The following is a 21,883-nucleotide window of genomic DNA, read 5'->3' as shown; positions in this document are numbered from 1 at the left end:
CCCGTGCTCCGCTGCGTGCCGGGCGGCGCGCAGGGGGCGGATTCTACGGGGTTTGCGGCGCTGCGGCGACCGCCATTTTCACGCCCGCGGAAGGGTTTTCGGTCAGGGCCAGGCGCGGGCGCCGAACATCATCCGCTTGGCGACGAAATGGCGTGCCGGTGGCAGCAGGTCGAGGGCGAACAGGCCGGCGCCGCGGGCGTGCTTGAGTGGGCCGAAGGTGGTGCTGAACAGGCGCACCAGCGTGTCGGTGAAGCGGATCGTGCCGTTCCGGTCGAGGCGGCGGGCGTCGGCGTAGGCAGCCAGGGTTTCCGTCGTGCCCGGGTCGCCGCCGGCGCGGATCAGCGTCTGGGCGCAGGCCCATACGTCGCGCAGGGCCAGGTTGTAGCCCTGGCCGGCGACCGGGTGGAGGGTCTGGGCGGCGTTGCCGAGCCACACCGTGCGGCGTCCGATCGGCTCCTGCCGGTAGCGCAGTACCAGCGGGTAGCGGGCGCGCGGGCCGACGGCGGCAAAGCGCAGGCGCTGGCCGAAGTGGTCCTGCAGGCGTGCCAGGTAGGCGTCGTCGTCGAGAGCGAGCAGCGCGTCCGCTTCATCCGGCGAGGCGGTGTGCACGATGGCGCAGTCGTGGCCGCAGGGCAGTGCGGCGAGGGGCCCCTGCGACGTGAAGCGTTCCCAGGCGCGGCCATGGTGCGGCGTGGCTGGCGTGACGACGCTGATCACCGCGTGCTGGCCGTAGTCCCGTTCGACGAGGGGGACATCTTCGTCACTGACGATGCTGCCTTCGGCACAGGCGGCCAGGCGGGCCGACAGATTGTGGCCGTCGGCGAGGCTGATCAGCACGTCGTCGGCACCGGGCACCAGGCGGCTGACCGTGGTGTGGTCGTGCAGCGGGATGCCGGCGGCCATCAGCGCGTCGTCCAGCGCCGCGGCCAGCGCGCCGGCGGCGACCACATAGCCGAGGGCCGGTTGGCCGTATTCCTCTGCGTGCAGCAGCGTGCGGCCGAGGCCGCCCTGGTGGGAGACGTGGATGCTCTCGATGGCGGTGGCCGGCAGACGATTCCACACACCAAGGCGTTCGAGGGTCAGGCGGGTGCCGTGGGACAGGGCCAGGATGCGCGGGTCGTCGCGGGCTGCGCCGCGCGGGCGGGCATCGACCAGCAGCATGTCGAGGCCGGCATCTTTGAGGGCGAGGGCCAGCGCCATGCCCACCGGGCCGGCGCCGACGATGACGAGGTCGTGGCGGTTCATGAAGATCGTTCGGATTGGATGGCCGAGCTCAGGCGCCGGCCATCACGGCTTCGATGTCGGCGACGCTCTTCGGCGTGGCGGCGGTGATGATCTCGCAGCCGGTGTCGGTGACCAGTGCGTCGTCCTCGATGCGGATGCCGATGTTCCAGAAGGCTTCCGGCACGCCGTCGGCGGGGCGGATGTAGCAGCCCGGTTCGACGGTCAGCATGTTGCCGGTGACCAGCGGGCGCCATTCGCCGGCCAGCTTGTATTCGCCGGCGTCGTGCACGTCGAGGCCGAGCCAGTGGCCGGTGCGGTGCATGTAGAACTGGCGGTAGCTGCCGGATTCGAGCACGCCGTCCAGCGTGCCGCTGAGCAGGCCCAGGTCGATGAAGCCCTGGGCGAGTACGCGGGTGGCGGCGTCGTGCGGGTCGTTCCAGCCGGCGCCGGGGCGGATCGCGTCGATGGCGGCGGCCTGGGAGGCCAGCACCAGTTCGTAGGCGGCCTTCTGCGGTCCGCTGAAGCGGCCGCTCACCGGGAAGCTGCGGGTGATGTCCGAGGCGTAGCCGTCGAGTTCGCAGCCGGCGTCGATCAGCAGCAGGTCGCCGTCCTTCAGCTGGCAGTCGTTTTCGACATAGTGCAGCACGCAGGCGTTGGCGCCGCCGGCGACGATGGAGCCGTAGGCGGGGGCCTGGCTGCCGTGGCGGCGGAATTCGTGCAGCAGCTCGGCTTCCACCTCGTATTCCCAGGCGCCCGGGCGGGTGGCGCGCATCGCGCGGCGGTGGGCGCCGGCGGAGATCTCGGCGGCGCGGCGCATGGTGGCGATTTCGCTGGCGTCCTTGATCAGGCGCATCTCGTCGATCAGGCCGCGCACGTCGCGGATCTGGGCGGGGGCATGGCAGCCGGTGCGAGCCTGGGCGCGCACGCGGTTGAGGGCGTCGGCGATGCGGCTGTCCCAGGCCGGCTCGTAGCCGACCGAATGGAAGATGGCCGGCTGGTTGCCGAACAGCGTGGCGAGCTGCTCGTCCAGTTCGGCGACCGGATGGGCTTCGTCGAAACCGAAGGTCTCCTGCGCCGCCTCGGGGCCGAAGCGGTAGCCGTCCCAGATTTCCCTTTCCATGTCCTTGGTGCGGCAGAACAGGATGCTGCGCGGGGTGTCGCCGGCCACCAGAACGAGCACTGCCTCGGGCTCGCGGAAGCCGGTGAGGTAGTAGAAGTAGCTGTCGAAGCGGTAGCCGTAGTGGGTGTCCCGGTTGCGCACGCGTTCCGGCGCGGTGGGAATGACGGCGACGCCGCCGCCAGCGGCCTGCATGGTCTGCAGCAGGCGGGCGCGGCGGGCCTGGAAGGGGGAAATGTCGAGGGGCATGGCGATGTCCGGTGGCTGGATTCTGGATTGACCGTGGGGTGGCCGCTTTGTTGCGAGCTTACGGCAATCCCGTCAGGGCGTGCAGGGACGGGCCTCGCGCAGGTAGGCGTCGAGTTCGCGCAGGCGCTCCGGCGTGCCCACGTCCACCCAGTTGCCGAGCAGGCGGATGCCGGCCACGTGCCTGCCAGTCATTGCTTTGCGCAGCAGCGGGGCCAGCTTGGCGGGGTGATTGCCATCCACGCCGATGAACAGCGCCGGGTGATAGGCGCCGATGCCGGAGAAGGTCAGGCGTTCGTCACCGTCGTCGTGGACCAGGCCGTCCGGGCACAGGGCGAAGTCGCCCTGCGGGTGGTGGGGCGGGTTGGTGACCAGCAGCAGGTGGGCCTGCGTGCCGCCGGGGCTCAGGGTGCCGGCGGCGCGGTGCAGGCCGGCAAGGTCGGCATCGCAGAAGACGTCGCCGTTCACCACCAGGAAGGGTTCGTTGCCGAGCAGCGGCAGCGCGCGGGCGATGCCGCCGGCGGTTTCCAGCGCGGTTTCTTCCGCCGAGTAACGGATGTGCACGCCGAAGCGCGAGCCGTCGCCGAGGGCGTCCTCGATCATCCGGCCCAAGTGGGCGTGGTTGATCACCAGCTCGCGGATGCCCGCCGCCGCCAGACGCTCGATGTGCCACACGATCAGCGGCTTGCCGCCCACTTCCAGCAAGGGCTTGGGGCAGTGGTCGGTGAGGGGGCGCATGCGTTCGCCGCGGCCGGCGGCGAGGATCATCGCTTTCATCGTCGTGGGCTCAGAACGAGTAGCCGACTTCGGTGATGGTCGGGTCGGTCTGTTCCAGGATGCGCAGCAGCGGCCTGAGTTCGCCGTAGCGTTCGCAGGTCTTGCGCAGGTAGTGCAGGACCAGCGGCATGTCCTTCAGGTAGCCGTCCTTGCCGTCCCGGTGATACAGGCGGGCGAAGATGCCCAGCACCTTGATGTGGCGCTGCACGCCCATGTATTCGTAATCGCGATGGAAGTCGGTGAAGTCCTCGCGCACCGGCAGGCCGAGGCTGCGCGCGGTTTCCCAGTAGCGGGCCAGCAGGTCGAGGGTGAAGTCCTCGTCCCAGTGGACATAGGCATCCTTGAGCAGGGAGGCCAGGTCGTAGCTCAGCGGGCCGTAGACGGCATCCTGGAAGTCGAGCACGCCCGGGTTGGGCTCGGACAGCATCAGGTTGCGGCTGTGGTAGTCGCGATGGACGTAGACCTTGGGCTCGGACAGGTTCACGTCGAGGACGCGGTCGAAGACTTCGTAGAGCTGCTGGGCCTGTTTGTCGGTGAGGGTGATGCCCTTGTGGCGCGACACGTACCACACCGGGAACAGCTCCATTTCCCGCTGTAGCAGTTCGCGGTCGTACTCGGGCAGCACGCCGGGCTTGCTGGAGAGCTGGATGCTCATCAGCGCGCCAAGGGCTTCCGCGTACAGGTTGTGGGCGTTGTCCTTGGTCAGCGCCTGCAGGTAGGTGCTGCTGCCCAGGTCGGACAGCAGCAGGAAGCCCTGCGCGAGATCCTGCTTGATGATCTGCGGCACATGCACGCCGGCGGCACCGAACAGTTCGGCCACCTTGATGTAGGGGCGGCAGTCCTCGTGGCTGGGGGGGGCGTCCATGACGATCTGCGATACGGGATCGTCGGCGAATGTCAGCCGGAAGTAGCGCCGGAAGCTGGCGTCGGCGCTGGCCGGGGCGAGTTCGAAGGCGCGGCCGGGAAATTCGGCGGCGATCCAGGCCTGGAGTTGTTGGCGTCGTTCCACGGGAGTCGAAGAAGTGTTCGTGTAAAATCCGGCAGTTTATCAAACCAAGCGGTCGGCTCGCCGGCTGGTTCCCGCTCCAGGATGAAACCACGTACGCAGTTGCGCTTCCTGTCCATCGCCCTTTTCGCCCTGTGGGGGCGGGCGGGTGCTGAAGATCTACCGCCCTTCGTGGTGTCGCCGTCGCTGCTCGGCAAGCCGGCCACCGTCCGGCCCGCCGCCACGCCGCAGCCGTCGGCGCCGGCCGCTGCTGCACCGTCCCGGCCTGTGACAGCATCCGCACCGGCACCGGCTGCAGCGAAGAAGGCCGCCACGCCGGCCGCTGGCGGACGCAAGGGCACCACGCTCCAGCCCGCCACGGCCGGAGCTGCGGCGCTGCCGCTCCACACAACGGTGATCGACGGCGACCGGGTGACCGGCCGCCAGGATCTGGATGCGGTGGCCGAGGGCTCGGCCGTGCTGACCCGAGACAACACTCGCGTCGAGGCCGACAAGCTTCAGTATTTTGAATTGACCGACGAGGTCGAGGCGACCGGTCATGTCCGCATCACTCGTGGCCAGGACGAGATGACCGGCCCCCATGCGCGCATGAGGGTGCAGGAACAGGTCGGGACCTTCGATTCGCCGAATTATTCGATCAGCCGCCCGCCGCGCGGCCCGCGTCCCGGCGAGGCGCCGCTGCTGCCTGGTCAGGCCATACCGATGAGCCAGCAACCGCTCACCGGCCATGGCTCGGCCGATTCCATGCAGATGGAAGGTGAGAACCAGTTCCGCTTCTTCAACGCCACCTGGACCAGCTGCAAGCCCGATCGGCCCGACTGGTACGTCAGGGCCAAGGAACTCGAGCTCGATTACGACAGCAGCGTGGGCGAAGCGACCAACGGGACGCTGATCTTCAAGGGCGTGCCGCTGGCCTACATGCCGTGGGCTGACTTTCCGCTCGGCGACAGCCGTAAATCCGGTCTGTTGTCGCCGACCTTCGGTACGTCGAACAAGGTCGGCTTCGACCTCACCATTCCGTACTACTTCAACCTGGCGCCGAACTACGACGACACGCTGACCACCCGCTACATGGGGCGGCGTGGCCTGCAGATGCGCAACGAGGCGCGCTACATCACGCCGACGTATCGGGGCATGAACTATTTCGAGTGGATGCCCAACGATGAAGTGGAAGGGCGCAGCCGGATGGCCGGCCAGATCCGCCACAATCAGGTCTTCGGCAACGGCTGGGCCGGCAACATCGACTTTTCCGGAGTTTCCGATCCGCGCTACTTCATCGACCTGAGTTCGCGGCTGGCGCTGACGTCGCAGGTCAACCTGCTGCGCCAGGGGGCGGTGAGCTACTCCGGCGGCGGGTGGTGGACGGCAACGGGCTTGGTGCAGGCCTACCAGACGCTGCAGGACCCCAACGGCGCGCCGGTGGCGGTTCCGTACAAACGCCTGCCGCAACTGACCCTGACCGCCAACCGGCCCGAGCTGCCCGGCGGTACCACCTTCCTGCTCAACAGCGAGTACGTGGCCTTCAGCCACCCGACCCTCGACGAGGGGCGGCGGATGACGCTCTACCCGCAGCTGTCCCTGCCTCTGCAGACTTCGGCGTTCTACATCACTCCGAAGATCGGCGTGCACATGACGCGCTATGACCTCGACCGCCGCACGACCGTCGGCGAGAACACGGTGACCCGGACGCTGCCGATCATGTCGGTGGACAGCGGCGTGACCTTCGAGCGCGATACCAGCTTTGCCGGCCGCGACTACGTGCAGACCCTCGAGCCGCGGGTGTATTACCTGTACGTGCCGTATCGCGACCAGTCGATGATTCCGAACTTCGATTCGGGCTCCTACGACTTCAACTTCGCGCAGCTCTTCGCCGAAAACGTCTACACCGGCGGCGACCGTATCTCCAACGCCAACCAGCTCACCACCGCGGTCCAGTCCCGCCTGATCGATCCCGCTACGGGGGCCGAGACGGTGCGCGCATTGGTCGGGCAGCGTTACTACATGGACGACCAGCGGGTGGTCTTGCCGGGCGGCACGCCACGTACCGGCAAGCGGGCCGACCTGCTGGGCGCCTTCGGCATCAATCTGGCACCGAAAACCCAGCTCGACACGACCTGGCAGTACAACCCGCGGGATCACTGGACCGAGAGATTCAACTTCGGTGTGCGCTTCCAGCCCAGCTACGCCCACGCCATCGGCGTCAACTGGCGCTATCGCCGCAACTACTCCACCGATGATGCCAACCCGGACGGTTTCCGCGACCTGGACATCACCGGCCAGTGGCCACTGTGGGGCAACTGGTATGGCGTGGCCCGTTACAACCGCAACCTGCGCGACCACCGCCTCAACCAGGGCGTGGCCGGCCTCGAATACAACGCCGGTTGCTGGGTCTTCCGCGGCGTCGTGCAGCAGCTGACCACCAGTGTCAATGACGTGACCCGCGCTTTCTTCTTCCAGCTCGATTTCAACGGCGCCGGCAGCCTTGGCTCCAGCCCGATCAACGTGCTCCGCCGTAGCATCCCCGGATATGGGAAGATCAACGACGGTTCCAACCCCTTCTACAGTGAAGACGACTTCTGATAGATCGTCCCGGCCCCATGAAACTGATCGTCTCCCTGCTCGCCGCCTACCTGGTCACCCAGTCCGCCTTCGCCGCCAACGGGCCGGTCGAAGTGGACCGCATCGTGGCCGTCGTGAATAGCGAAGTCATCACCCAGTCCGACCTGCGCCAGCGGGTCGACCAGGTCACTCGCCAGCTGTCCCGCCAGGGCACGCCGCTGCCGCCCGCCGACGTGCTCCAGAAGCAGGTGCTCGAGCGCCAGATCATGGAGCGGCTGCAGATCCAGCTGGCCAACGAAACCTCCCTGCGGGTCGACGATGTGACCCTCGACCGGGCCATCGGCCGCATCGCCGACAGCAACAAGCTGTCGATGACCGATTTCCGCAAGGCCCTCGAGAAGGACGGCCTGTCCTGGGATCGTTTCCGCGAAGAGATCCGCAACGAGATCCTGATCAGCCGCGTGCGCGAGCGCGAGGTGGAGAGCCGCATCGTGATCTCCGACGCCGAGGTGAACAACTTCCTGGCCCACCCGGAGAACGTGCTCGGTCAGCAGGAATTCAATCTGTCCCACATCCTGATCCGTACGCCGGAAGGCGCTACGCCGGAGCAGCTGGCCCGTGTCCGTGCCCGTGCCGAAGACGTGGCGGCCCGTGTCGCCCGTGGCGAGCCCTTCGATAAGCTGGCGGCCAGCTTTTCCGACGCGCCGGACGCCCTGTCCGGCGGCAATCTGGGCTGGCGTAGTTCGGAGCGTCTGCCCAGTCTCTTCGCCGAGGCCGTGGCCAGCCTAAATCCTGGCGACACGACCCCGATCCTGCGCAGCTCGGCGGGTTTCCACATCGTGCGCCTGCTCGACCGTCGCGGCGGCAATGAATCCGCGGCGCCGACCAAGGTGCAGCAGACCCACGCCCGTCACATCCTGATCAAGACCAGCGAAGTGGTGTCCGATGCGGAAGCCCGTCGCCGCCTGGCCGAACTGCGCGAGCGGGTGGTGCAGGGCGGTGCCAGCTTCGCCGAGCTGGCCAAGGTCCATTCCGCCGACCTGTCCGCCTCCAAGGGCGGCGATCTGGGCTGGATCTATCCGGGCGACACCGTGCCGGAATTCGAGCAGGCCATGGACGCCCTCAAGCCGGGCGAGCTCAGCCAGCCCATCCAGTCGCCTTTCGGCTGGCACCTGATCCAGGTGGAAGAGCGCCGTATGCAGGACGTCTCCGAAGACCGCAAGCGTGCGGCTGCCCGCAACGCCCTGCGCGAGCGCAAGATGGACGAGGCCTACCAGGACTGGCTGCGCCAGCTGCGCGACCGGGCCTATGTGGACTACCGCACGGAAGACAAATAAACCGGGAACGCGCGCTTCAGACGATGGTCTGACGCGCGTATAGTCTTTCCCCAGCCCCTGCAGAGGGGCTTTTTCCATTCTTCAGCTCCGTTCCGATGCCCTCTCAGCTTCCCGTTCTAGCCATCACCAGCGGCGAGCCCGCCGGGATCGGCCCTGACCTGTGCGCGGCCCTGCCGCGCCGCGAATGGCCCGCCCGTCTCGTCGTGCTGGGCGACCGCGACATGATCGCGGCACGCATCCACGCAGTCGAACCTTCCCTTGACATCATCGATTACCGCCCGGACGGCGCCTCCCGCGAGGGCGCGCTGGAAGTGCTGCATGTGCCGCTGGCCATGCCGGCCGCGCCCGGCCGCCTCGATGCGATCAATGCCCGCTACGTGCTGGCTGTGCTCGACCGGGCCATCGACGGCTGCAAGTCCGGCGAGTTCGCCGGCATGGTCACCGCGCCGGTGCACAAGGGCATCATCTGCGAAGCCGGTGTGCCGTTCTCCGGCCATACCGAATACCTCGCCGAAGCCACCGCCACGCCGCTGGTGGTGATGATGCTGGTCGGCGGCGGCCTGCGCGTGGCGCTGGCAACCACACACTTGCCGCTGAAGGACGTGCCGGCGGCGATCACCCGTCAGCTGCTCACCGACACCCTGCGCATCCTGCACAAGGACTTGCGCGAGCGCTTCGGCCTGGCGTCGCCGCGCATCCTGGTGGCCGGCCTCAACCCCCATGCAGGCGAGGGTGGCCACATGGGGATGGAGGAGATCGAGGTCATCACGCCGGTGCTGGACGCCCTGCGTGCCGAAGGCATGCAGCTCGTCGGCCCGCTGCCGGCCGACACCCTGTTCGTCCCGCACACGCTGGAGCAGGGCGATGCGGTGCTCGCCATGTATCACGACCAGGGGCTGCCGGTGCTCAAGCACGCCAGCTTCGGCGGCGGTGTCAACGTGACCCTCGGCCTGCCGATCATCCGCACCTCCGTCGATCATGGCACCGCGCTGGATCTGGCCGGCACCGGTCGTGCCGAGCCGGGCAGCCTGTTCGCGGCCGTCGAACTGGCCATCCAGATGGCCAAGGGGCGGAGTCAGGCATGAATACCCGTCGACGTTTGCTGATCGGCGCCGCGTCCGTGCTGGGCCTGGCTGCCTGTGGCGGCCTGCCGCAGAAATCCGCCGAGGCGCCCGCCCGCCCGCTGGCGGCGCGCAAGCCGAAGATCGCGCTGGCCCTGGGCGGCGGTGCGGCGCGTGGCTTCGCGCACATCGGGGTGATCAAGGCCCTGGAAACCAACGGCATCGTGTCGGACTTCGTGGTTGGCACCAGTGCCGGCTCGGTGGTCGGTGCGCTCTATGCGGCCGGCCACGGTCCCTTCGAACTGCAGCGCCTGGCGATCCAGCTCGACGAGTCGGCGATCACCGACTGGAGCCTGTTCGACCGCGGCGTGATCAAGGGTGAAGCCCTCGAGCGCTTCATCAACACCAATGTCGGCAACAAGCCCATCGAAGGGCTCAAACGGCGCTTCGCGGCGGTCACCACCGACCTGCAGAGCGGCGAGCCGATCCTCTTCCAGCGCGGCAACACCGGCACCGCGGTGCGCGCGTCGGCGTCCATCCCCGGTGTCTTCCCGCCGGTGCTGGTCAGCGGCCGCGAGTACGTGGACGGCGGCCTGGTGGCGCCGATCCCGGTGCGCGAGGCGCGTAGCCTCGGCGCCGACATCATCATCGCGGTGGACATCTCCGGCCGTCAGAGTGGCAAGAAGAACCAGGGCACCGCGGACGTCCTGCTCGACACCATCTCCATCATGGGCGGCGCCCTCGGCAAGGTCGAACTGGCCGGCGCCGACGTGATCATCCGTCCGGAGCTGCGCGGCGTGCCGGCTACCAACTTCCAGCAGCGCCATGAGGCGATCCTGGCTGGCGAGCAGGCCGGCTTCTCGGCGGTGGCACGCATCAAGGACGCGCTGGCCGCGTGGGAAAGGAAAAACGGATGAGCGAACAACATCAGGCGCGCAAGCGCTTCGGCCAGAACTTCCTGTCCGACCCCAACATCATCCGCAAGATCATCGAGGCGATCCGCCCGGTGGAAGGCGACCGCATGGTCGAGATCGGCCCCGGCCTCGGCGCGATGACCGAGCCGCTGATGGACCGCCTCGGCCACCTGCACGTGGTGGAAATCGACCGCGACCTGATCGCCCGCCTGAAGACGACCCACTCGCCAGAGCGCCTGACGATCCACGAGGGCGACGCCCTCAAGTTCGATTTCGGCAGCCTGGTGGCCGACGGCGCGCCGCTGCGGGTGGTCGGCAACCTGCCCTACAACATCTCCACGCCGATCCTGTTCCACCTGGCCGAGTATGCTGACAAGGTGAAGGACATGACCTTCATGCTGCAGAAGGAAGTGGTGATGCGTATGGTGGGCGAGCCGGGCACCGAGGAGTACGGGCGCCTGTCGGTGATGCTGCAGTACCGCTTCAACATGGGCCGCGTGTTCGACGTGCCGCCCGGCGCCTTCCGCCCGGCACCGAAGGTGATGTCGAGCATCGTGCGCATGGTGCCGCGGCCGGCGGCGGAATGCACGGCGGCCGACTACGCGCTGCTCGGCAAGATCGTCACCGCCGCCTTCGGCCAGCGCCGCAAGACCTTGCGCAACACGCTGCGCGATTACCTCGGCGAGGACGACTATGCGGCGCTCGGCATCGATCCTGGCCTGCGTGGCGAGAAGCTCGGTGTGGATGAGTTCGTGCGCATCGCCAACCATGTGACGGCGCGTGGCGTTGCAGCCGGTTGAGTCAGGCGGATGTGCCGTCCATGAAAAAGCCCGGCTACAAGCCGGGCTTTTTCATGGTGCGTGGCGATGATCAGCTTTTCTTCATCGGACAGGTGTTGATGCCGATCAGCGTGTAGGCGGGGCAGAAACCGATCAGCCCGGTGGCGATCGGCATCAGGCCGATCCACGCCCACACCGGGCCGCCGAGGGCTGCCCAGGCTACCAGCGCGGCACCGCCGCCGACGCGTACGATCCTGTCGAGATTACCTTCGTTCCGTTTCATGATGGCCTCCTTGGCCGATGTATTCAGGTGTACGTATTTCAACAGCATTTCGCGACGGGCGTCTGTAACCTTGGTTACACAGCCTGCCGGCCGTCAGCCCGTCGCGACGCGGCGCAGGCCGGCGGGGTCCAGGATTTCCACCTGTTCGCGGGACAGGGCGACGAGGCCTTGTTCGGCGAAGCCCTTCAGCAGGCGGCTGACGATCTCCCGTACGCTGCCCAGCTCGTCGGCCAGCTGCTGGTGGGTGACATGCAGGCGTTGTCCCTTGCCGAGCAGCAGCGCGGCGAGGCGCTGGTCGAGCTTGCGGAAGGCGACTTCCTCGATCAGCTGCATCAGGTCGGCAATGCGCTCGGAGAACAGTTGGAAGATGAAGTCGCGGAATGCCGCTTCGCCGAGCAGGGCCTGGAAATCGGCATTCGGCAGGAGCAGCAGCCGCGTCTCCGTCTCGGCGATGCCGCGGGCGTTGTAGGGTGTGTGGCCGAGCAGGCAGGCCGACGAGATGATGCAGGTCTCGCCCGGCGTGACCCGGTACAGCGGCAGTTCCCGCCCGTTGGGGGCGGCCTTGACGACCCGCAGGCTGCCCGACAGCACGAAGGGAAAACCCTGGCAGGCCTGTAGTTCGTCGAAGACGACGGCCCCGGCCGGTACGCTGATGACCTGGGCGTGCTGTTGCAGGCGTTGGTTGGCGGCGGCCGGCAGCGCCGCCAGCACCGGGTAAAGGGTGTTCAGCGGGGCGTTCAGCGCGCCGTCGGCGTTGTCCGTCATGCCAGTTCGACGACCACCGGCGCGTGGTCGGACGGGCGCTCCAGCTTGCGCGGGGCTTTGTCGGTGAAGCAGGCGGTGCATTTTTCTACCAGCGGCTGGGACACCAGCAGGTGGTCGATGCGCAGGCCGAAATTGCGGCGGAAGGCGCCCATGCGGTAGTCCCACCAGGAGAAGCTCTTCTCTGGCTGTTCGAAGAGCCGGAAGGCGTCGGTGAGGCCGATGTTCAGCAGGGCCTTGAAGGCGTCCCGTTCCGGCACCGACACGTGGATCTCGTCCTTCCAGTCCGGGTGGGCGTCCCGGTCTTCCGGGGCGATGTTGTAGTCTCCGCCGAGCACCAGTTGCGGTGTGGTTTGCAGTTCCGCCTTCAGCCAGGCGGTCAGCGCCTCCAGCCAGGCCAGCTTGTAGGCGAACTTGTCGGAACCGACCGCCTGCCCGTTGGGGAAATAGCCGCACACGATGCGGACGCCGTCGAGGGTGCCGGCAATGATGCGTTTCTGTTCGTCGGCGAAAGCGGGGATGTCCAGCGTGACGTTCTCCAGCGGTTTGCGCGTGAGGATGGCCACGCCGTTGTAGGTCTTCTGGCCGTTGAAGACGGCCTGGTAGCCGGCCGCTTCGATCTCTGCCAGCGGAAAGGCCTTGTTCTCGCACTTGAGCTCCTGCAGGCACAGGGCATCGGGCTGGTTGGCGGCCAGCCAGTCGACGACGTGGGGCAGGCGGACCTTGAGGGAGTTAACGTTCCAGGTGGCGATCTTCATGAGGTCTTGAAATCCAGTATTGGCGCGGGTTTGTCTTTTTGTGTGTGCTGCTGGCTACACATCTAGCTACACACCGCTAGTCGGCTTACCGTGATTGTGCCAGTGACGGTAGCGTTGCCGCTTGCTGATCGACGCGACGGGGGAGGGAGCCTGGGCTTCGGCTATCGTTGAGCTGCACAAGCGCGTTTCACGCTTGCGACGGAGATTTGGAAGTGTTCTGCGGTTGCCTTGATGCTGGCCGAGTTGCCGGCACGCCACGCGACCACCTCGCCATCATTCACCGTTTTCTTGCGCCCCAGGTGCTTGCCTTCCGCCCGTGCTCGCTCCAACCCGGCGAGCTGGCGAGCCTTCAGGTTCTCCCGTTCCAGTTCCGCCACTGCAGCCAGCATGGTGAGCATGAGCTTGCCCGCAGGCGTAGCCAGCTCGAAGCCTTCCCGCATTGAGATCACGGCCGCGCCGGTCTCCTTCAAGGCCTCGACGGTGTTCAGCACATCCAGGGTGTTACGGCCGAGGCGATCAATTGCAGCGACCACCACAACGTCACCTTCCCGCACATAACCGAGGAGGGCGGACAGGCCTGCCCGCTGAGTCGCAGCCACCGTGCCCGACACACCATCGTCGGAGAACCACTTATCCACCTTGTAGCGCTCAGCGATGGCGCGGCGCTGGTTTTCGCAGGTCTGGTCGTCGGTGGAGACGCGGGTATAGGCAACGATGGCGGACATGGCGGGCCTCTATGTGGCTCAAAATCTATAGCTCACACAATAGGCTAGCTCAAAATAGAAAACAACGATTTTGAGCTATGTGTTTTGGGGCTGTTTGGTTGTGGCTCAAAAGGTAAAGGTTTTGATCTACTTCAAAGCTGTTTGCCAGATGCAGACTCGTAGTCACCATCTGGTATCCATCAGGTCTTGTAGTGGAACAAGTCACAGCGCATCTATACACATCGTCATTTTCTACAGAGACATATCACGCTAGCGTATGAGACACCCTCAACTACCCTACAAGGGCATTGCGTAGGCCCGGATTGTTTCTACGAAATCGGCTTCCATTGCATTGAAATGAAGAACAACGCTAAACGACTTACTGTGAGATTTTACCGAGCTGGGATTGGGCCCGACGCTGTTGGCGGATCTATCATGAAACAGCTTCTTGATGCCCGTAGAGATGATGGCATGACGAAGCCTTTGGAGTTAGGTGAGAAATCATTGCAAGTCAGAGGGATCACCCCATCGAAGGATGGCAGGTCGATACGTGGGTACGTTGTACGGTTTCGTGATGACGCTCCTCTATCGGGATCGCGGAATGATCCAAAGGAGCAGCCTATTCACCTTGAGGCAGGCCACGAGATCATTGAACGAAATCATTTCGTTATTTTTCAAGAGCGTGCGGGACTTGAAGTCATTGCTTTTCAGCCATCACTCGAAGGCTGTCACATCAGCAATCTGGCCCACTATTTGACGTTACTCTTTGGTGCCAATGATGCAGTGCACATGGATGACATCCTTACGGTTGACGCATACAAGGCATTGCAGGGCGGCGGTCTGATCAAATCAATCCAATTCCGTATTGCAAAACCCAGGAGTAAGAAGTTTGCGCCAGACCCCAATGATGAATGGACGCAAGAGAGTATCGACTTCATGAAAGCAACTGGAGCCACAACTTTCACAGCAAAGATCACCACACAAGAAAGGTCACGTGGTCTGGTGAACGCACTCAACAAACTTAAGTTGTTAATGCAGTCACCACAAACAAAGGCTCTTCGAGTAAAAATGTCTGACTCATCACATCTGATCGATCTACTTGCCGATCGCGTGTACCAAGATATTAGCGTCGAAAAAGTAAACGGTCAGATCCCGTCAACAGCTGTCTGGAACGCCATCGAAGGCGCAAAATTGCAGGCGCAGCACCAACTTGATGAGTACTTTGGAACGGGAGATGAAGCACTTCACTAAACTGAGTTTGGTACTGTCATTGGCGTTAGGAGGACTTCTGTGGCAGTACGATCTCCTGCTGTGCATGAATAGTGGCGAACTGCGATCTGCTGTCGGTATTGCGGCGCAGATATCTGCGACGATGCTCGGCTTTCTTATTGCGGCTCTTTCAATCCTAGCATCGATCTCTGGACACCGCTTGCTACGCAATATGCAAAAAACAGGCCATTACCGAGTTCTTTTGCGGCGCCTGTTCTGGAACTCAGGGGCTTATGCGGTAGCCATGATTGCATCTTTCGTAGCAATCTTGGTTGACGGCACCTTGCTTACCTCCTTCTCTTTGATCGCATTGGTCCTTTTTACTTACGCGTGCCTTTTCCTCATCGATATCGGATGGAGATTTTGGCTCGTGCTCGCAAACCTGGGGACCAGTGATTGATTCAAAGCCCAACCATAAATATCTCTTCGATTGCCGCAGCCGACAGAGCACTGGATTGTGATTCCAGGTGTCACGGGCGCCCGGAACAGGAATCGAACCCGTAAGCCAAGCACCGGGGGAATCGAACCCCCGTCCGGGCTATCGATGTACCCAAACATCGCCGTCAGAGCGACAGGAGCGTTTCTTCGTAACGCAGCACTGGTTCGATCCCAGTACCGCCCATCTCCAAGATGCGAGACATGGGCCTACATGACCTTGCACCCCATGCAAGTGCGCGACCACCTCCCGGCAGGCTGGCAGGGTATCGACCCGTGCATGGTCTGCACGGTGCACTGCAGACAGCACAACGCCGGGACAAGCCCGGCGCTGGTTATGAACTGAACGCTTACAGGTGCCCGCCGATTGCCAGGCGGGCGATGTAGCCGGAGCGGGTTTCCCCGGCCGCCTTGGCGGCCCGGTCGAGACGGGAGAGCACCCGTCGTGGCAGGGTGATGTTTACCCGTTCGATCTGGTCATCGAGCATGGCCGGATCGATTTCGACCAGTGCCCAGATCCAGCCGACGAACTCCGGCCTCCCTTGGTGCGCACCGATGGGCCGGGCCGGCGGGACAGCTTCGCCATCGTCCAGCAGCCCATCGATGTGCAGCTCGATGGCTTCGCGGGCGTGCTCGATGGCCTCATCGAGGGTATCGCCAGCAGAGAAGCAGCCGGGCAGATCGGGCACGACCACGCCCCAGGCGCGGGTGTCGTCTCCCGGTTCGATAGCAATCGGGTAGCGCATGTTCAGGATCTCCATTACTTCAGGCCAGCTTGCTTCAGGATGGAATGCAGCGTGCCAGGCGGCAGGTCTTTCTTTGGGTGCGGCACGGTGACGCGGCCGGGCTTGGTCGGGTGCTTGAACTGGTGATGGCTGCCGCGAACGGCAACCTCTTCCCAGCCATCGGCCTTGAGCATTCGGATCACATCGGCACTGTTCATAGTGTGTAGCATACACACGCACCGGAAGTGCCGACAGTGCCACAGCAGCCTTGCCAGGAAGAAAAACCGAGAAAGCCCCCCGGATGGTCACTGTCAAAACTGCCAAATTGAGAAAAGACAGTTTTGGCAGTTCGGTTTCTAGTGCACATGGGCAAAATTCAGCCTCAGTGCCGTGCAGGCACGAGCGGCACCGACTTGGGATTGACCACGTACAGTTGCCGCGGCTTGGTACGTGAAGGCTCCTGCCACTCCTCCAGGTGCCCCAGCTCCACCAGCAGCCCAAGGCCCTCGGCCACGCGCTTCTGATCGGCCAGCCCTGACCACCCCGGCCGCCACACGTCGCGGCTGCCGAACCCCTCCCGCGCCAGATCCCCCTTCCTGATCCGCTCCAGAATCCGCCGGGCCGTGTCCGCCTCGCTCCCCTGGGCGACCCCGTAGCAGCGCCGGGCGTGCGTCTCCAGATACACGGCCCAGTGCAGTGCCCGCAGTGTCGAGGCGAGGCCGACCGGGCCGCCGTGTCCGTCCCCGAGGTGAAAGGTCAGGGCCAGCGCCGGGACCAGCTTGCGGTACTTGGCCAGGTGGGATTCGAGGGCTGGATACAGTTCGCCCGAGCGCAGGCCGGCTTCGAAGCCCGTGCGCCAATCGGTAAAGGCTTCCAGGGCTTCCGGATCGAAGCGCAGGAAAGGTGGACCACCCTCGCCTTCCTGCTCGGCACCACGGGCAAGGAGGGCATCGAGGGCGTCCAGCTCGTCAAACGCGGCGAAGGCCATGTCCTTGGCGGGGCCGTCCGGGTAGCGGTCCACGTTCCTCCAGGTGCCGCCGGTCTCCGGCCACACGAGCAGGCCGAAGCGGGCCAGCATGCCGTCGTCGGATGCCCCGCCACGCAGCGTGGCGCGCAGGTACTCCCCGAGGGGGCCGGGCTGGGCGCCGCCGATCACGCCCAGGCACACCGCCGGCACACGCCGATGGCCGCGGCCGATGCGGTCGAAGGTCCAACCGTCCTTGCCGTTCCAGCCCGTCATCAGGAAGGCGCGCAGCTCGGCGGCGTCTTCCCGGTCCAGGCCGGCGAGCCAGCCGGGCAGCTCGTCGCGGACCACCAGCAGGCCGCGCGGATTCTCGATGAGCTTCTCGGCCAAGGCTTCCACGGTCGCGCTGGCCACCGTGTAGCGGCGCAGGATCGGGGCTTCATCTGCATCGGGCGTGAGGAAGCTGGCCACGTCCACCAGGGCGTTGGGGTCCTTGCGGAGTGCCCGGGTCGCTTCCGACTTGCGGGCTTCGGCCCGCGCCTTGGCGATCTCGGCTTCGGCTCGCCATTGCCCTTGGGCTTGTGTCCATGCCTCCAGCGCACGGGCTTCTAGGCGCACGATCGGTGCCAGGGCCGCCATCATGGCCGGGCTCTTCATCATGCCGGGGCGCCCGACGATGCAGCCCCACAGGTTGGGAAACTCCTGCCAGTCGCTGCGGGCCTGGGGCCGGATGGCGCAGCGCCGGCCGATCAGGTTGCCGGCGGCGGCCACCATCGGCACGGCGACGAAGTCCGGTGGGCACTGCATGCGGTCGGCCACGTCCTGCACCCACGGCCGCAGCCGATCCGGCAGCAGCGCGTAGTCGAACGGGGCGACCGGCGCGAGGCCTTCCGGAAGCGGCAGGGGATCGGGCCAGGAGGCTACCGGCCAGGTACGCGGATCGCCCAGCGCCGGGGCCAGGGCGGCCCGTTCCTCCAGGCGGGCGGGCTCATAGGGGGGCGGTGCCTTCATGGCTGCACCTCCTGCCCGTGGGCCTCGCTGACGATGAACTCCGCCGCCGGCGTGCCGCCCGGCTGCAGCAGGATCAGCCGCTTGGGGCGTGCCGACACCAGTTCAGCCAACAGATGGCGCAGGCGTACCGCGTCCGGTACCGGTAGTGGCACCACCAGCACCGACAGGGCCGCCAGGTAGCGCCAATCGAGGCGGGACGGATGAAAGTCCGGCGGGCAGCAGATCGCCGGCCCCAGGCCTGTGACCGGCCCGGCCGGCCAGTGGTCGAGGAAGACCACCACCTGGCGCTGGGTGGGCACCAGATCCCGTGCCCGGGCGTCGGCCAGGTCACGGGCATAGGCTGGCAGGCGTCGGCCCGGAGAGCAGCGCCAGGCGGTGCGAGGGTCAGCGTTTGGGGCGCTCATAGCAAGCCCTTTTCTGCAAAGCTCAGTGGGCGGGATGCCCCGGCAACAATGATGTGATCGAGCACCCGTACATCGACCAGGGAAAGCGCACTGCGTAGGCTTCGGGTCAGATCGATGTCGGCCCGGCTGGGTGAAGACTTCCCCGACGGATGGTTGTGGGCCAGGATCACGGCCGCCGCAGAGAGCTCCAGCGCGCGGCGAACCAGCTCACGGGGATAGACATTGGTTTGCGCCAGCGTGCCAACGAACATCGGTTCGAATGAAATAACCTGGTTCTGCGCATCGAGGTAGAGCACGCAGAACACCTCGCGTGCATCCTCGGCCAGTTCGAACTTCAGGAACTCGCGTACTTCGTTCGGCGACTCAATTGCGACAGTTGTCTTTAGGAGGCGCTTCTCAAGCACCTTGCGGGCGCGGGCCAGCAAGCGTTCTTCCCGGTCGAGTTCGCTGAGCGGCGGACGGGTACGCGTGATCGGGGCCACGTAGTGGGCGGCCACTTCGGCCACTTTGACACGGCGGTTGCGGGGTGCGACCGGCGGGGCGCCGGTGAGACGTTGGAGGCTCATGACCGATCCCCCTTCACGAACGGGCGGCGACGCCGCGGCAGGTCGTCGAGGGCGGCGATGTCGGCCACGCGGCGGGATACGGGTGCCGGCATGGCCGGGGCGGCGGCCGTCAGGAAGCTGAACAGCGGGGCCAGGCCCGTGCGGCGCGGCAGCGTCGAGGGCGGCGCCGCCTTGAAGGTACGGGTGCTCATGCTCCGACCCTCCTGGCAAAGGTCAGGCGGAAAGCCAGGGCCGGGCCGGCGAAACGACGCAGGGCGCGGTACAGGTTCAGGGTTTGGATGGGAGATACAGGCGCGTGCAGACGTCTGCACGCCAAGGCGAGGGTTGCCATGGTGCGATGCTCCTACTTTGCGGACTAAATCCGCTCCCCGTCGCCAAACGGGGGGCGGGCCAAAGTGGGGTTGGCGAACCGGAAAGTAGGCACCGGCAGCCCGTGAGGGCTCCCCACCCGGCCCGCCATTGATCGGGGCGCACCAAGGGTGTTACGGACGCAAAAAAAGCCGCGGGGCGGCTTGAGTCCGCCTACTTTAATCGGGTCGCCAAACCCGGTCACCACTGTTTAGGTGACGGTGTTGAGTATCAACCCGGCATCGTGGACGCGTCAAGGGGATGGCATGAGAATTCTTCAACAATCGCATGTATGCTTTTGTTCTACCCGTTGCGAACAGGAGCCATCTCATGGATTTTGTTGCTATCGATTTCGAAACGGCCAATCCCGACTTTTCCAGCATCTGCCAGATAGGTGTGGCCCGCTTCAAAGACGGCCGGCTGTTCGATACCTGGGAATCGCTGGTTGATCCCCAGGACTACTTCAGCGGCTTCAACGTATCAATTCATGGTATCGATGAAGACGCCGTGCGCGGAGCGCCTAGCTGGCCGATAGCCTTCGCCGAATGCGCCCCTCTGCTGACTGGCGCCACCATCGTGAGTCATACCCCCTTTGATCGGGTTGCGTTAGCCAGAGCTTGTGAGAAGCACGGTATCGGGACGCCGGAGTGGCCTTGGCTAGATACGGCATGTGTTGCCCGGCGGGCCTGGCCTGGGGAAAAGTGGGCGCTTCGAAAGATCGCGAAGCGCTTGGGTATTACCTTCCTGCACCACAATGCCAGGGAAGATGCACGTGCTGCCGGTGAAGTTCTTCTACGTGCAATTCATGAGAACGGTCTTGATGTCGAAGGCTGGATGCAACGCGTTCGACAACCTATTGATCCGACGCGCACCCAGATTGCCAGCCCAGGAAATCCTGATGGCCCTCTCTACGGCGAAGTGCTGGTCTTTACCGGTACGCTTTCTTTGCCACGTAAGACAGCTGCGGAGCTGGCCGCCCGCGCAGGATGCGAGGTTGCGGAAGGGGTCACAAAGCACACGACGCTTCTGGTCGTTGGTGACCAGGACATCCGTCGTTTAGGCGGTGAAGAGCAAAGTTCGAAGCACCGGAAGGCGGAAGCCTTGATCGAAAAGGGACAGGCAATCCGAATCATCGGGGAGTCCGATTTCCAGCGGCTTTGCGGCCTGCATTGACTCTGGCCTGTCTTCTAGCTGCGGTCCAGACAAGCCGGGGGAGGTGGGCGCAGGGCGCAATTTGCGCCATGTTTCGAATGGACTGCGCTTGCGCCGACCTCGGCCGGTGTTCCGACTAATATTGGTTGTTCCGACTTGTTCACTACATAAGTCGGAACAACCTGCACTCCGTAAAGCCGCGCTGCTGCTGGGCTTCCGGTTTTTGTTCCGACCGTTCCGACTGTTCCGACCAGTTTGGGAATGCCCAAGCCTCCGCCCTTGTCACAGGCCGCCGCGGATACCCCCGAAAGCCGCGCCCGGCAAGGGCTGCAGGGGTATGAAGGCGCGGTGTGGTTTGGTGCTACCGATGGCGCTGCACAGGAAGGCACCAGCTCGACGATCCGGCACCAGGGCACAAAAAATGCCACTCGACCCGCCTTCATGCAGAGGAAAGCCCAACCTGTTTAGCCCCCCCTACCCCTTGGAAAATGTCTCTATAAAAATGTGGCTAGGCGTCCGGTCCCGAGACAAATTCCCGTAGAGATTTGCCCCCCCTACCCCCTACAGGGCGAGGGGAGTACCCCCCGGTCGAAACTCCCGCACACAAAAAAATGGCGGGACGTCCGGTCCCGCCGTGCCCTCTGCCAGAAATTGGATACCCCCTACCCCCTGGCAGGATGCTTCCCCAGGGCGGGGTGAAGCCGCCAGAGGCTGCAGCTCGCTCCGCCATCCTCGGGGAGCTGGCGCAGTGGATGCCCAAGGGTATAGGCCGGCGGCAGATCGTCCCGGCCACCGCAGTACCCATCCGACAGACCAGGGCGACGGAACGAAGCACAGCGCCTGCAGGCAAGGTCGAGGGCTTTTTCCGATGGCGCAAAGCCTTCCGAAGCCCCACCCACAACCGAGCTTTTTAATGACGTTGGATTGCCATTTTCACTTCTATCTTCCCTCGTCCATTCAAAAATGGTCGGAACGGTCGGTACAGTCGGAACAGAGCCCGCAAACCCAGTACTGGCAAGGCTTTCCGCTGTTCCGACCTTTTCGGGATTTTGGCTGTTGTTCCGACCATTCGAGTCGGAACAAGGCCAATTTGCCTCATTTTTAGGCAAGTCGGGGAACGATTGGGCGACAAGTTCAGACCAGTCAATCATGAGTTTTCAACCCTCATGGCATGGCCGCACCCATCCGTTTGGGGACAGGTGCGGCACGCTGCTTCAATCGGCTGTCAGGGCTTCAACGGCCGCCCGGGCTTCGAGCTGCGTCACACGGGCATCGAGCAGCTTGAGCTGTTCGAGCACATCGTTGATCAGCTTGAACTGCTGGTTCTGGAACTGCTGCACCTCGCCGAGCGCTTCCGTACCGCCGCGGATCTCCGCCTGGATCTTGCCAACCTCGGTCATCAAGGTTTGCTTGATCGGATCAAGGGCGGCGCGCACCAGCTCGCGGGCGGGGTCTTGCTTCTGCTTCTGAAACATCATGGTG

23 protein-coding genes are annotated in these 21,883 nt (G+C 64.9%); 8 read left to right on the top strand and 15 right to left on the bottom strand.

Translation table 11 applies throughout. The features are described 5' to 3' along the window. Window positions 1-102: 102 nt before the first annotated feature. The 4 genes from AC3QL2_RS06995 to AC3QL2_RS06980 all read right to left on the bottom strand — a co-directional run bounded on the left by AC3QL2_RS06995 (window position 103) and on the right by AC3QL2_RS06980 (window position 4,373). The gene (locus tag AC3QL2_RS06995) at window positions 103-1,245 is read right to left on the bottom strand and encodes an FAD-dependent monooxygenase (protein WP_493235631.1); all 1,143 of its coding nucleotides are present in this window, start codon (window positions 1,243-1,245) and stop codon (window positions 103-105) included. Window positions 1,246-1,273: 28 nt separating this feature from the next. Then, the gene (gene pepP / locus AC3QL2_RS06990; protein ID WP_493235632.1) at window positions 1,274-2,590 is read right to left on the bottom strand and encodes a Xaa-Pro aminopeptidase; all 1,317 of its coding nucleotides are present in this window, start codon (window positions 2,588-2,590) and stop codon (window positions 1,274-1,276) included. 72 nt (window positions 2,591-2,662) lie between these two features. Further along, the gene (gene murU, locus AC3QL2_RS06985) at window positions 2,663-3,355 is read right to left on the bottom strand and encodes an N-acetylmuramate alpha-1-phosphate uridylyltransferase MurU (protein WP_493235681.1); all 693 of its coding nucleotides are present in this window, start codon (window positions 3,353-3,355) and stop codon (window positions 2,663-2,665) included. A gap of 19 nt (window positions 3,356-3,374) precedes the next feature. Continuing rightward, window positions 3,375-4,373 carry an aminoglycoside phosphotransferase family protein gene (locus AC3QL2_RS06980; protein WP_493235633.1) on the bottom strand — a complete coding sequence of 333 codons (999 nt, stop codon included), beginning with the start codon at window positions 4,371-4,373 and terminating at the stop codon, window positions 3,375-3,377. 81 nt (window positions 4,374-4,454) lie between these two features. Between AC3QL2_RS06980 and AC3QL2_RS06975 the strand changes: the two genes are divergently transcribed. From AC3QL2_RS06975 to rsmA, 5 genes are all read left to right on the top strand, one after another. After that, a complete protein-coding gene (locus AC3QL2_RS06975) occupies window positions 4,455-6,950 on the top strand; it encodes an LPS-assembly protein LptD (RefSeq protein WP_493235635.1) in 2,496 nt (831 codons plus the stop codon). A gap of 17 nt (window positions 6,951-6,967) precedes the next feature. Next, a complete protein-coding gene (locus AC3QL2_RS06970; RefSeq protein ID WP_493235637.1) occupies window positions 6,968-8,266 on the top strand; it encodes a peptidylprolyl isomerase in 1,299 nt (432 codons plus the stop codon). 95 nt (window positions 8,267-8,361) lie between these two features. Further along, on the top strand, window positions 8,362-9,351 hold the full coding sequence (gene pdxA, locus AC3QL2_RS06965) for a 4-hydroxythreonine-4-phosphate dehydrogenase PdxA (protein ID WP_493235638.1): 990 nt from the start codon (window positions 8,362-8,364) through the stop codon (window positions 9,349-9,351). Next, window positions 9,348-10,244, top strand: coding sequence for a patatin-like phospholipase family protein (locus tag AC3QL2_RS06960; protein ID WP_493235640.1), 897 nt, complete (start codon window positions 9,348-9,350; stop codon window positions 10,242-10,244). Before pdxA ends, AC3QL2_RS06960 begins: the two co-directional genes overlap by 4 nt. Further along, the gene (gene rsmA, locus AC3QL2_RS06955; RefSeq protein WP_493235641.1) at window positions 10,241-11,041 is read left to right on the top strand and encodes a 16S rRNA (adenine(1518)-N(6)/adenine(1519)-N(6))-dimethyltransferase RsmA; all 801 of its coding nucleotides are present in this window, start codon (window positions 10,241-10,243) and stop codon (window positions 11,039-11,041) included. Before AC3QL2_RS06960 ends, rsmA begins: the two co-directional genes overlap by 4 nt. Window positions 11,042-11,111: 70 nt before the next feature. Here rsmA and AC3QL2_RS06950 read toward each other — a convergent pair whose 3' ends face one another. The 4 genes from AC3QL2_RS06950 to AC3QL2_RS06935 all read right to left on the bottom strand — a co-directional run bounded on the left by AC3QL2_RS06950 (window position 11,112) and on the right by AC3QL2_RS06935 (window position 13,548). Continuing rightward, complete coding sequence (locus AC3QL2_RS06950; protein WP_493235642.1) at window positions 11,112-11,303, bottom strand: YgaP family membrane protein; 192 nt, start codon at window positions 11,301-11,303, stop codon at window positions 11,112-11,114. Between the two features lie 93 nt (window positions 11,304-11,396). Continuing rightward, entirely contained in the window at window positions 11,397-12,068 is a 672-nt protein-coding gene (locus AC3QL2_RS06945) for a Crp/Fnr family transcriptional regulator (RefSeq protein ID WP_493235643.1), read from the bottom strand. After that, on the bottom strand, window positions 12,065-12,823 hold the full coding sequence (gene xth, locus AC3QL2_RS06940; protein WP_493235644.1) for an exodeoxyribonuclease III: 759 nt from the start codon (window positions 12,821-12,823) through the stop codon (window positions 12,065-12,067). Before xth ends, AC3QL2_RS06945 begins: the two co-directional genes overlap by 4 nt. Window positions 12,824-12,984: 161 nt before the next feature. After that, window positions 12,985-13,548, bottom strand: coding sequence for a recombinase family protein (locus AC3QL2_RS06935; protein WP_493235645.1), 564 nt, complete (start codon window positions 13,546-13,548; stop codon window positions 12,985-12,987). 414 nt (window positions 13,549-13,962) lie between these two features. Here AC3QL2_RS06935 and AC3QL2_RS06930 point away from each other — a divergent pair, with 414 nt between their 5' ends. Continuing rightward, the gene (locus AC3QL2_RS06930; protein WP_493235647.1) at window positions 13,963-14,778 is read left to right on the top strand and encodes a DUF6731 family protein; all 816 of its coding nucleotides are present in this window, start codon (window positions 13,963-13,965) and stop codon (window positions 14,776-14,778) included. Next, window positions 14,762-15,196: a hypothetical protein gene (locus AC3QL2_RS06925; protein WP_493235648.1), complete on the top strand. Its 435-nt coding sequence runs from the start codon at window positions 14,762-14,764 to the stop codon at window positions 15,194-15,196. Before AC3QL2_RS06930 ends, AC3QL2_RS06925 begins: the two co-directional genes overlap by 17 nt. Window positions 15,197-15,581: 385 nt before the next feature. Here the strand turns inward: AC3QL2_RS06925 and AC3QL2_RS06920 are convergent, their stop codons facing one another. From AC3QL2_RS06920 to AC3QL2_RS06895, 6 genes are all read right to left on the bottom strand, one after another. Further along, the gene (locus AC3QL2_RS06920) at window positions 15,582-15,977 is read right to left on the bottom strand and encodes a type II toxin-antitoxin system HicB family antitoxin (RefSeq protein WP_493235649.1); all 396 of its coding nucleotides are present in this window, start codon (window positions 15,975-15,977) and stop codon (window positions 15,582-15,584) included. A 14-nt stretch (window positions 15,978-15,991) separates the two neighbouring features. Next, window positions 15,992-16,150 (bottom strand): type II toxin-antitoxin system HicA family toxin, encoded by a 159-nt coding sequence (locus AC3QL2_RS06915; RefSeq protein ID WP_493240370.1) that lies wholly within the window; start codon window positions 16,148-16,150, stop codon window positions 15,992-15,994. A 188-nt stretch (window positions 16,151-16,338) separates the two neighbouring features. Further along, a complete protein-coding gene (locus AC3QL2_RS06910; protein WP_493235653.1) occupies window positions 16,339-17,931 on the bottom strand; it encodes a YfjI family protein in 1,593 nt (530 codons plus the stop codon). After that, window positions 17,928-18,335, bottom strand: a complete 408-nt coding sequence (locus tag AC3QL2_RS06905; protein ID WP_493235655.1) for a hypothetical protein — start codon at window positions 18,333-18,335, stop codon at window positions 17,928-17,930. Before AC3QL2_RS06905 ends, AC3QL2_RS06910 begins: the two co-directional genes overlap by 4 nt. After that, window positions 18,332-18,901 (bottom strand): RadC family protein, encoded by a 570-nt coding sequence (gene radC, locus AC3QL2_RS06900; RefSeq protein WP_493235656.1) that lies wholly within the window; start codon window positions 18,899-18,901, stop codon window positions 18,332-18,334. The genes AC3QL2_RS06905 and radC overlap by 4 nt, the downstream gene beginning before the upstream one ends. Beyond that, window positions 18,898-19,092, bottom strand: a complete 195-nt coding sequence (locus AC3QL2_RS06895; RefSeq protein WP_493235657.1) for a hypothetical protein — start codon at window positions 19,090-19,092, stop codon at window positions 18,898-18,900. The genes radC and AC3QL2_RS06895 overlap by 4 nt, the downstream gene beginning before the upstream one ends. A 487-nt stretch (window positions 19,093-19,579) precedes the next feature. Between AC3QL2_RS06895 and AC3QL2_RS06890 the strand changes: the two genes are divergently transcribed. After that, window positions 19,580-20,422: an exonuclease domain-containing protein gene (locus AC3QL2_RS06890; RefSeq protein ID WP_493235659.1), complete on the top strand. Its 843-nt coding sequence runs from the start codon at window positions 19,580-19,582 to the stop codon at window positions 20,420-20,422. Window positions 20,423-21,615: 1,193 nt separating this feature from the next. Here AC3QL2_RS06890 and AC3QL2_RS06885 read toward each other — a convergent pair. Beyond that, window positions 21,616-21,879, bottom strand: coding sequence for a hypothetical protein (locus AC3QL2_RS06885; RefSeq protein ID WP_493235660.1), 264 nt, complete (start codon window positions 21,877-21,879; stop codon window positions 21,616-21,618). Between the last annotated feature and the right edge of the window lie 4 nt (window positions 21,880-21,883).

This window comes from Zoogloea sp. GW822-FHT05C07 (assembly GCF_058800215.1).
The sequence above is the reverse complement of the archived record's forward strand: the minus strand, read 5'-3'. Positions and strand labels throughout refer to the sequence as shown.

Bases quoted from the DNA above. Each gene is read 5' to 3' on its own strand.
- AC3QL2_RS06995 (WP_493235631.1), bottom strand. From the start codon at position 1,245: ATGAACCGCCACGACCTCGTCATCGTCGGCGCCGGCCCGGTGGGCATG.
- pepP (WP_493235632.1), bottom strand. From the start codon at position 2,590: ATGCCCCTCGACATTTCCCCCTTCCAGGCCCGCCGCGCCCGCCTGCTG.
- murU (WP_493235681.1), bottom strand. From the start codon at position 3,355: ATGATCCTCGCCGCCGGCCGCGGCGAACGCATGCGCCCCCTCACCGAC.
- AC3QL2_RS06975 (WP_493235635.1), top strand. From the start codon at position 4,455: ATGAAACCACGTACGCAGTTGCGCTTCCTGTCCATCGCCCTTTTCGCC.
- AC3QL2_RS06970 (WP_493235637.1), top strand. From the start codon at position 6,968: ATGAAACTGATCGTCTCCCTGCTCGCCGCCTACCTGGTCACCCAGTCC.
- pdxA (WP_493235638.1), top strand. From the start codon at position 8,362: ATGCCCTCTCAGCTTCCCGTTCTAGCCATCACCAGCGGCGAGCCCGCC.
- AC3QL2_RS06960 (WP_493235640.1), top strand. From the start codon at position 9,348: ATGAATACCCGTCGACGTTTGCTGATCGGCGCCGCGTCCGTGCTGGGC.
- rsmA (WP_493235641.1), top strand. From the start codon at position 10,241: ATGAGCGAACAACATCAGGCGCGCAAGCGCTTCGGCCAGAACTTCCTG.
- AC3QL2_RS06950 (WP_493235642.1), bottom strand. From the start codon at position 11,303: ATGAAACGGAACGAAGGTAATCTCGACAGGATCGTACGCGTCGGCGGC.
- AC3QL2_RS06945 (WP_493235643.1), bottom strand. From the start codon at position 12,068: ATGACGGACAACGCCGACGGCGCGCTGAACGCCCCGCTGAACACCCTT.
- xth (WP_493235644.1), bottom strand. From the start codon at position 12,823: ATGAAGATCGCCACCTGGAACGTTAACTCCCTCAAGGTCCGCCTGCCC.
- AC3QL2_RS06935 (WP_493235645.1), bottom strand. From the start codon at position 13,548: ATGTCCGCCATCGTTGCCTATACCCGCGTCTCCACCGACGACCAGACC.
- AC3QL2_RS06930 (WP_493235647.1), top strand. From the start codon at position 13,963: ATGAAACAGCTTCTTGATGCCCGTAGAGATGATGGCATGACGAAGCCT.
- AC3QL2_RS06925 (WP_493235648.1), top strand. From the start codon at position 14,762: ATGAAGCACTTCACTAAACTGAGTTTGGTACTGTCATTGGCGTTAGGA.
- AC3QL2_RS06920 (WP_493235649.1), bottom strand. From the start codon at position 15,977: ATGCGCTACCCGATTGCTATCGAACCGGGAGACGACACCCGCGCCTGG.
- AC3QL2_RS06915 (WP_493240370.1), bottom strand. From the start codon at position 16,150: ATGCTCAAGGCCGATGGCTGGGAAGAGGTTGCCGTTCGCGGCAGCCAT.
- AC3QL2_RS06910 (WP_493235653.1), bottom strand. From the start codon at position 17,931: ATGAAGGCACCGCCCCCCTATGAGCCCGCCCGCCTGGAGGAACGGGCC.
- AC3QL2_RS06905 (WP_493235655.1), bottom strand. From the start codon at position 18,335: ATGAGCGCCCCAAACGCTGACCCTCGCACCGCCTGGCGCTGCTCTCCG.
- radC (WP_493235656.1), bottom strand. From the start codon at position 18,901: ATGAGCCTCCAACGTCTCACCGGCGCCCCGCCGGTCGCACCCCGCAAC.
- AC3QL2_RS06895 (WP_493235657.1), bottom strand. From the start codon at position 19,092: ATGAGCACCCGTACCTTCAAGGCGGCGCCGCCCTCGACGCTGCCGCGC.
- AC3QL2_RS06890 (WP_493235659.1), top strand. From the start codon at position 19,580: ATGGATTTTGTTGCTATCGATTTCGAAACGGCCAATCCCGACTTTTCC.
- AC3QL2_RS06885 (WP_493235660.1), bottom strand. From the start codon at position 21,879: ATGATGTTTCAGAAGCAGAAGCAAGACCCCGCCCGCGAGCTGGTGCGC.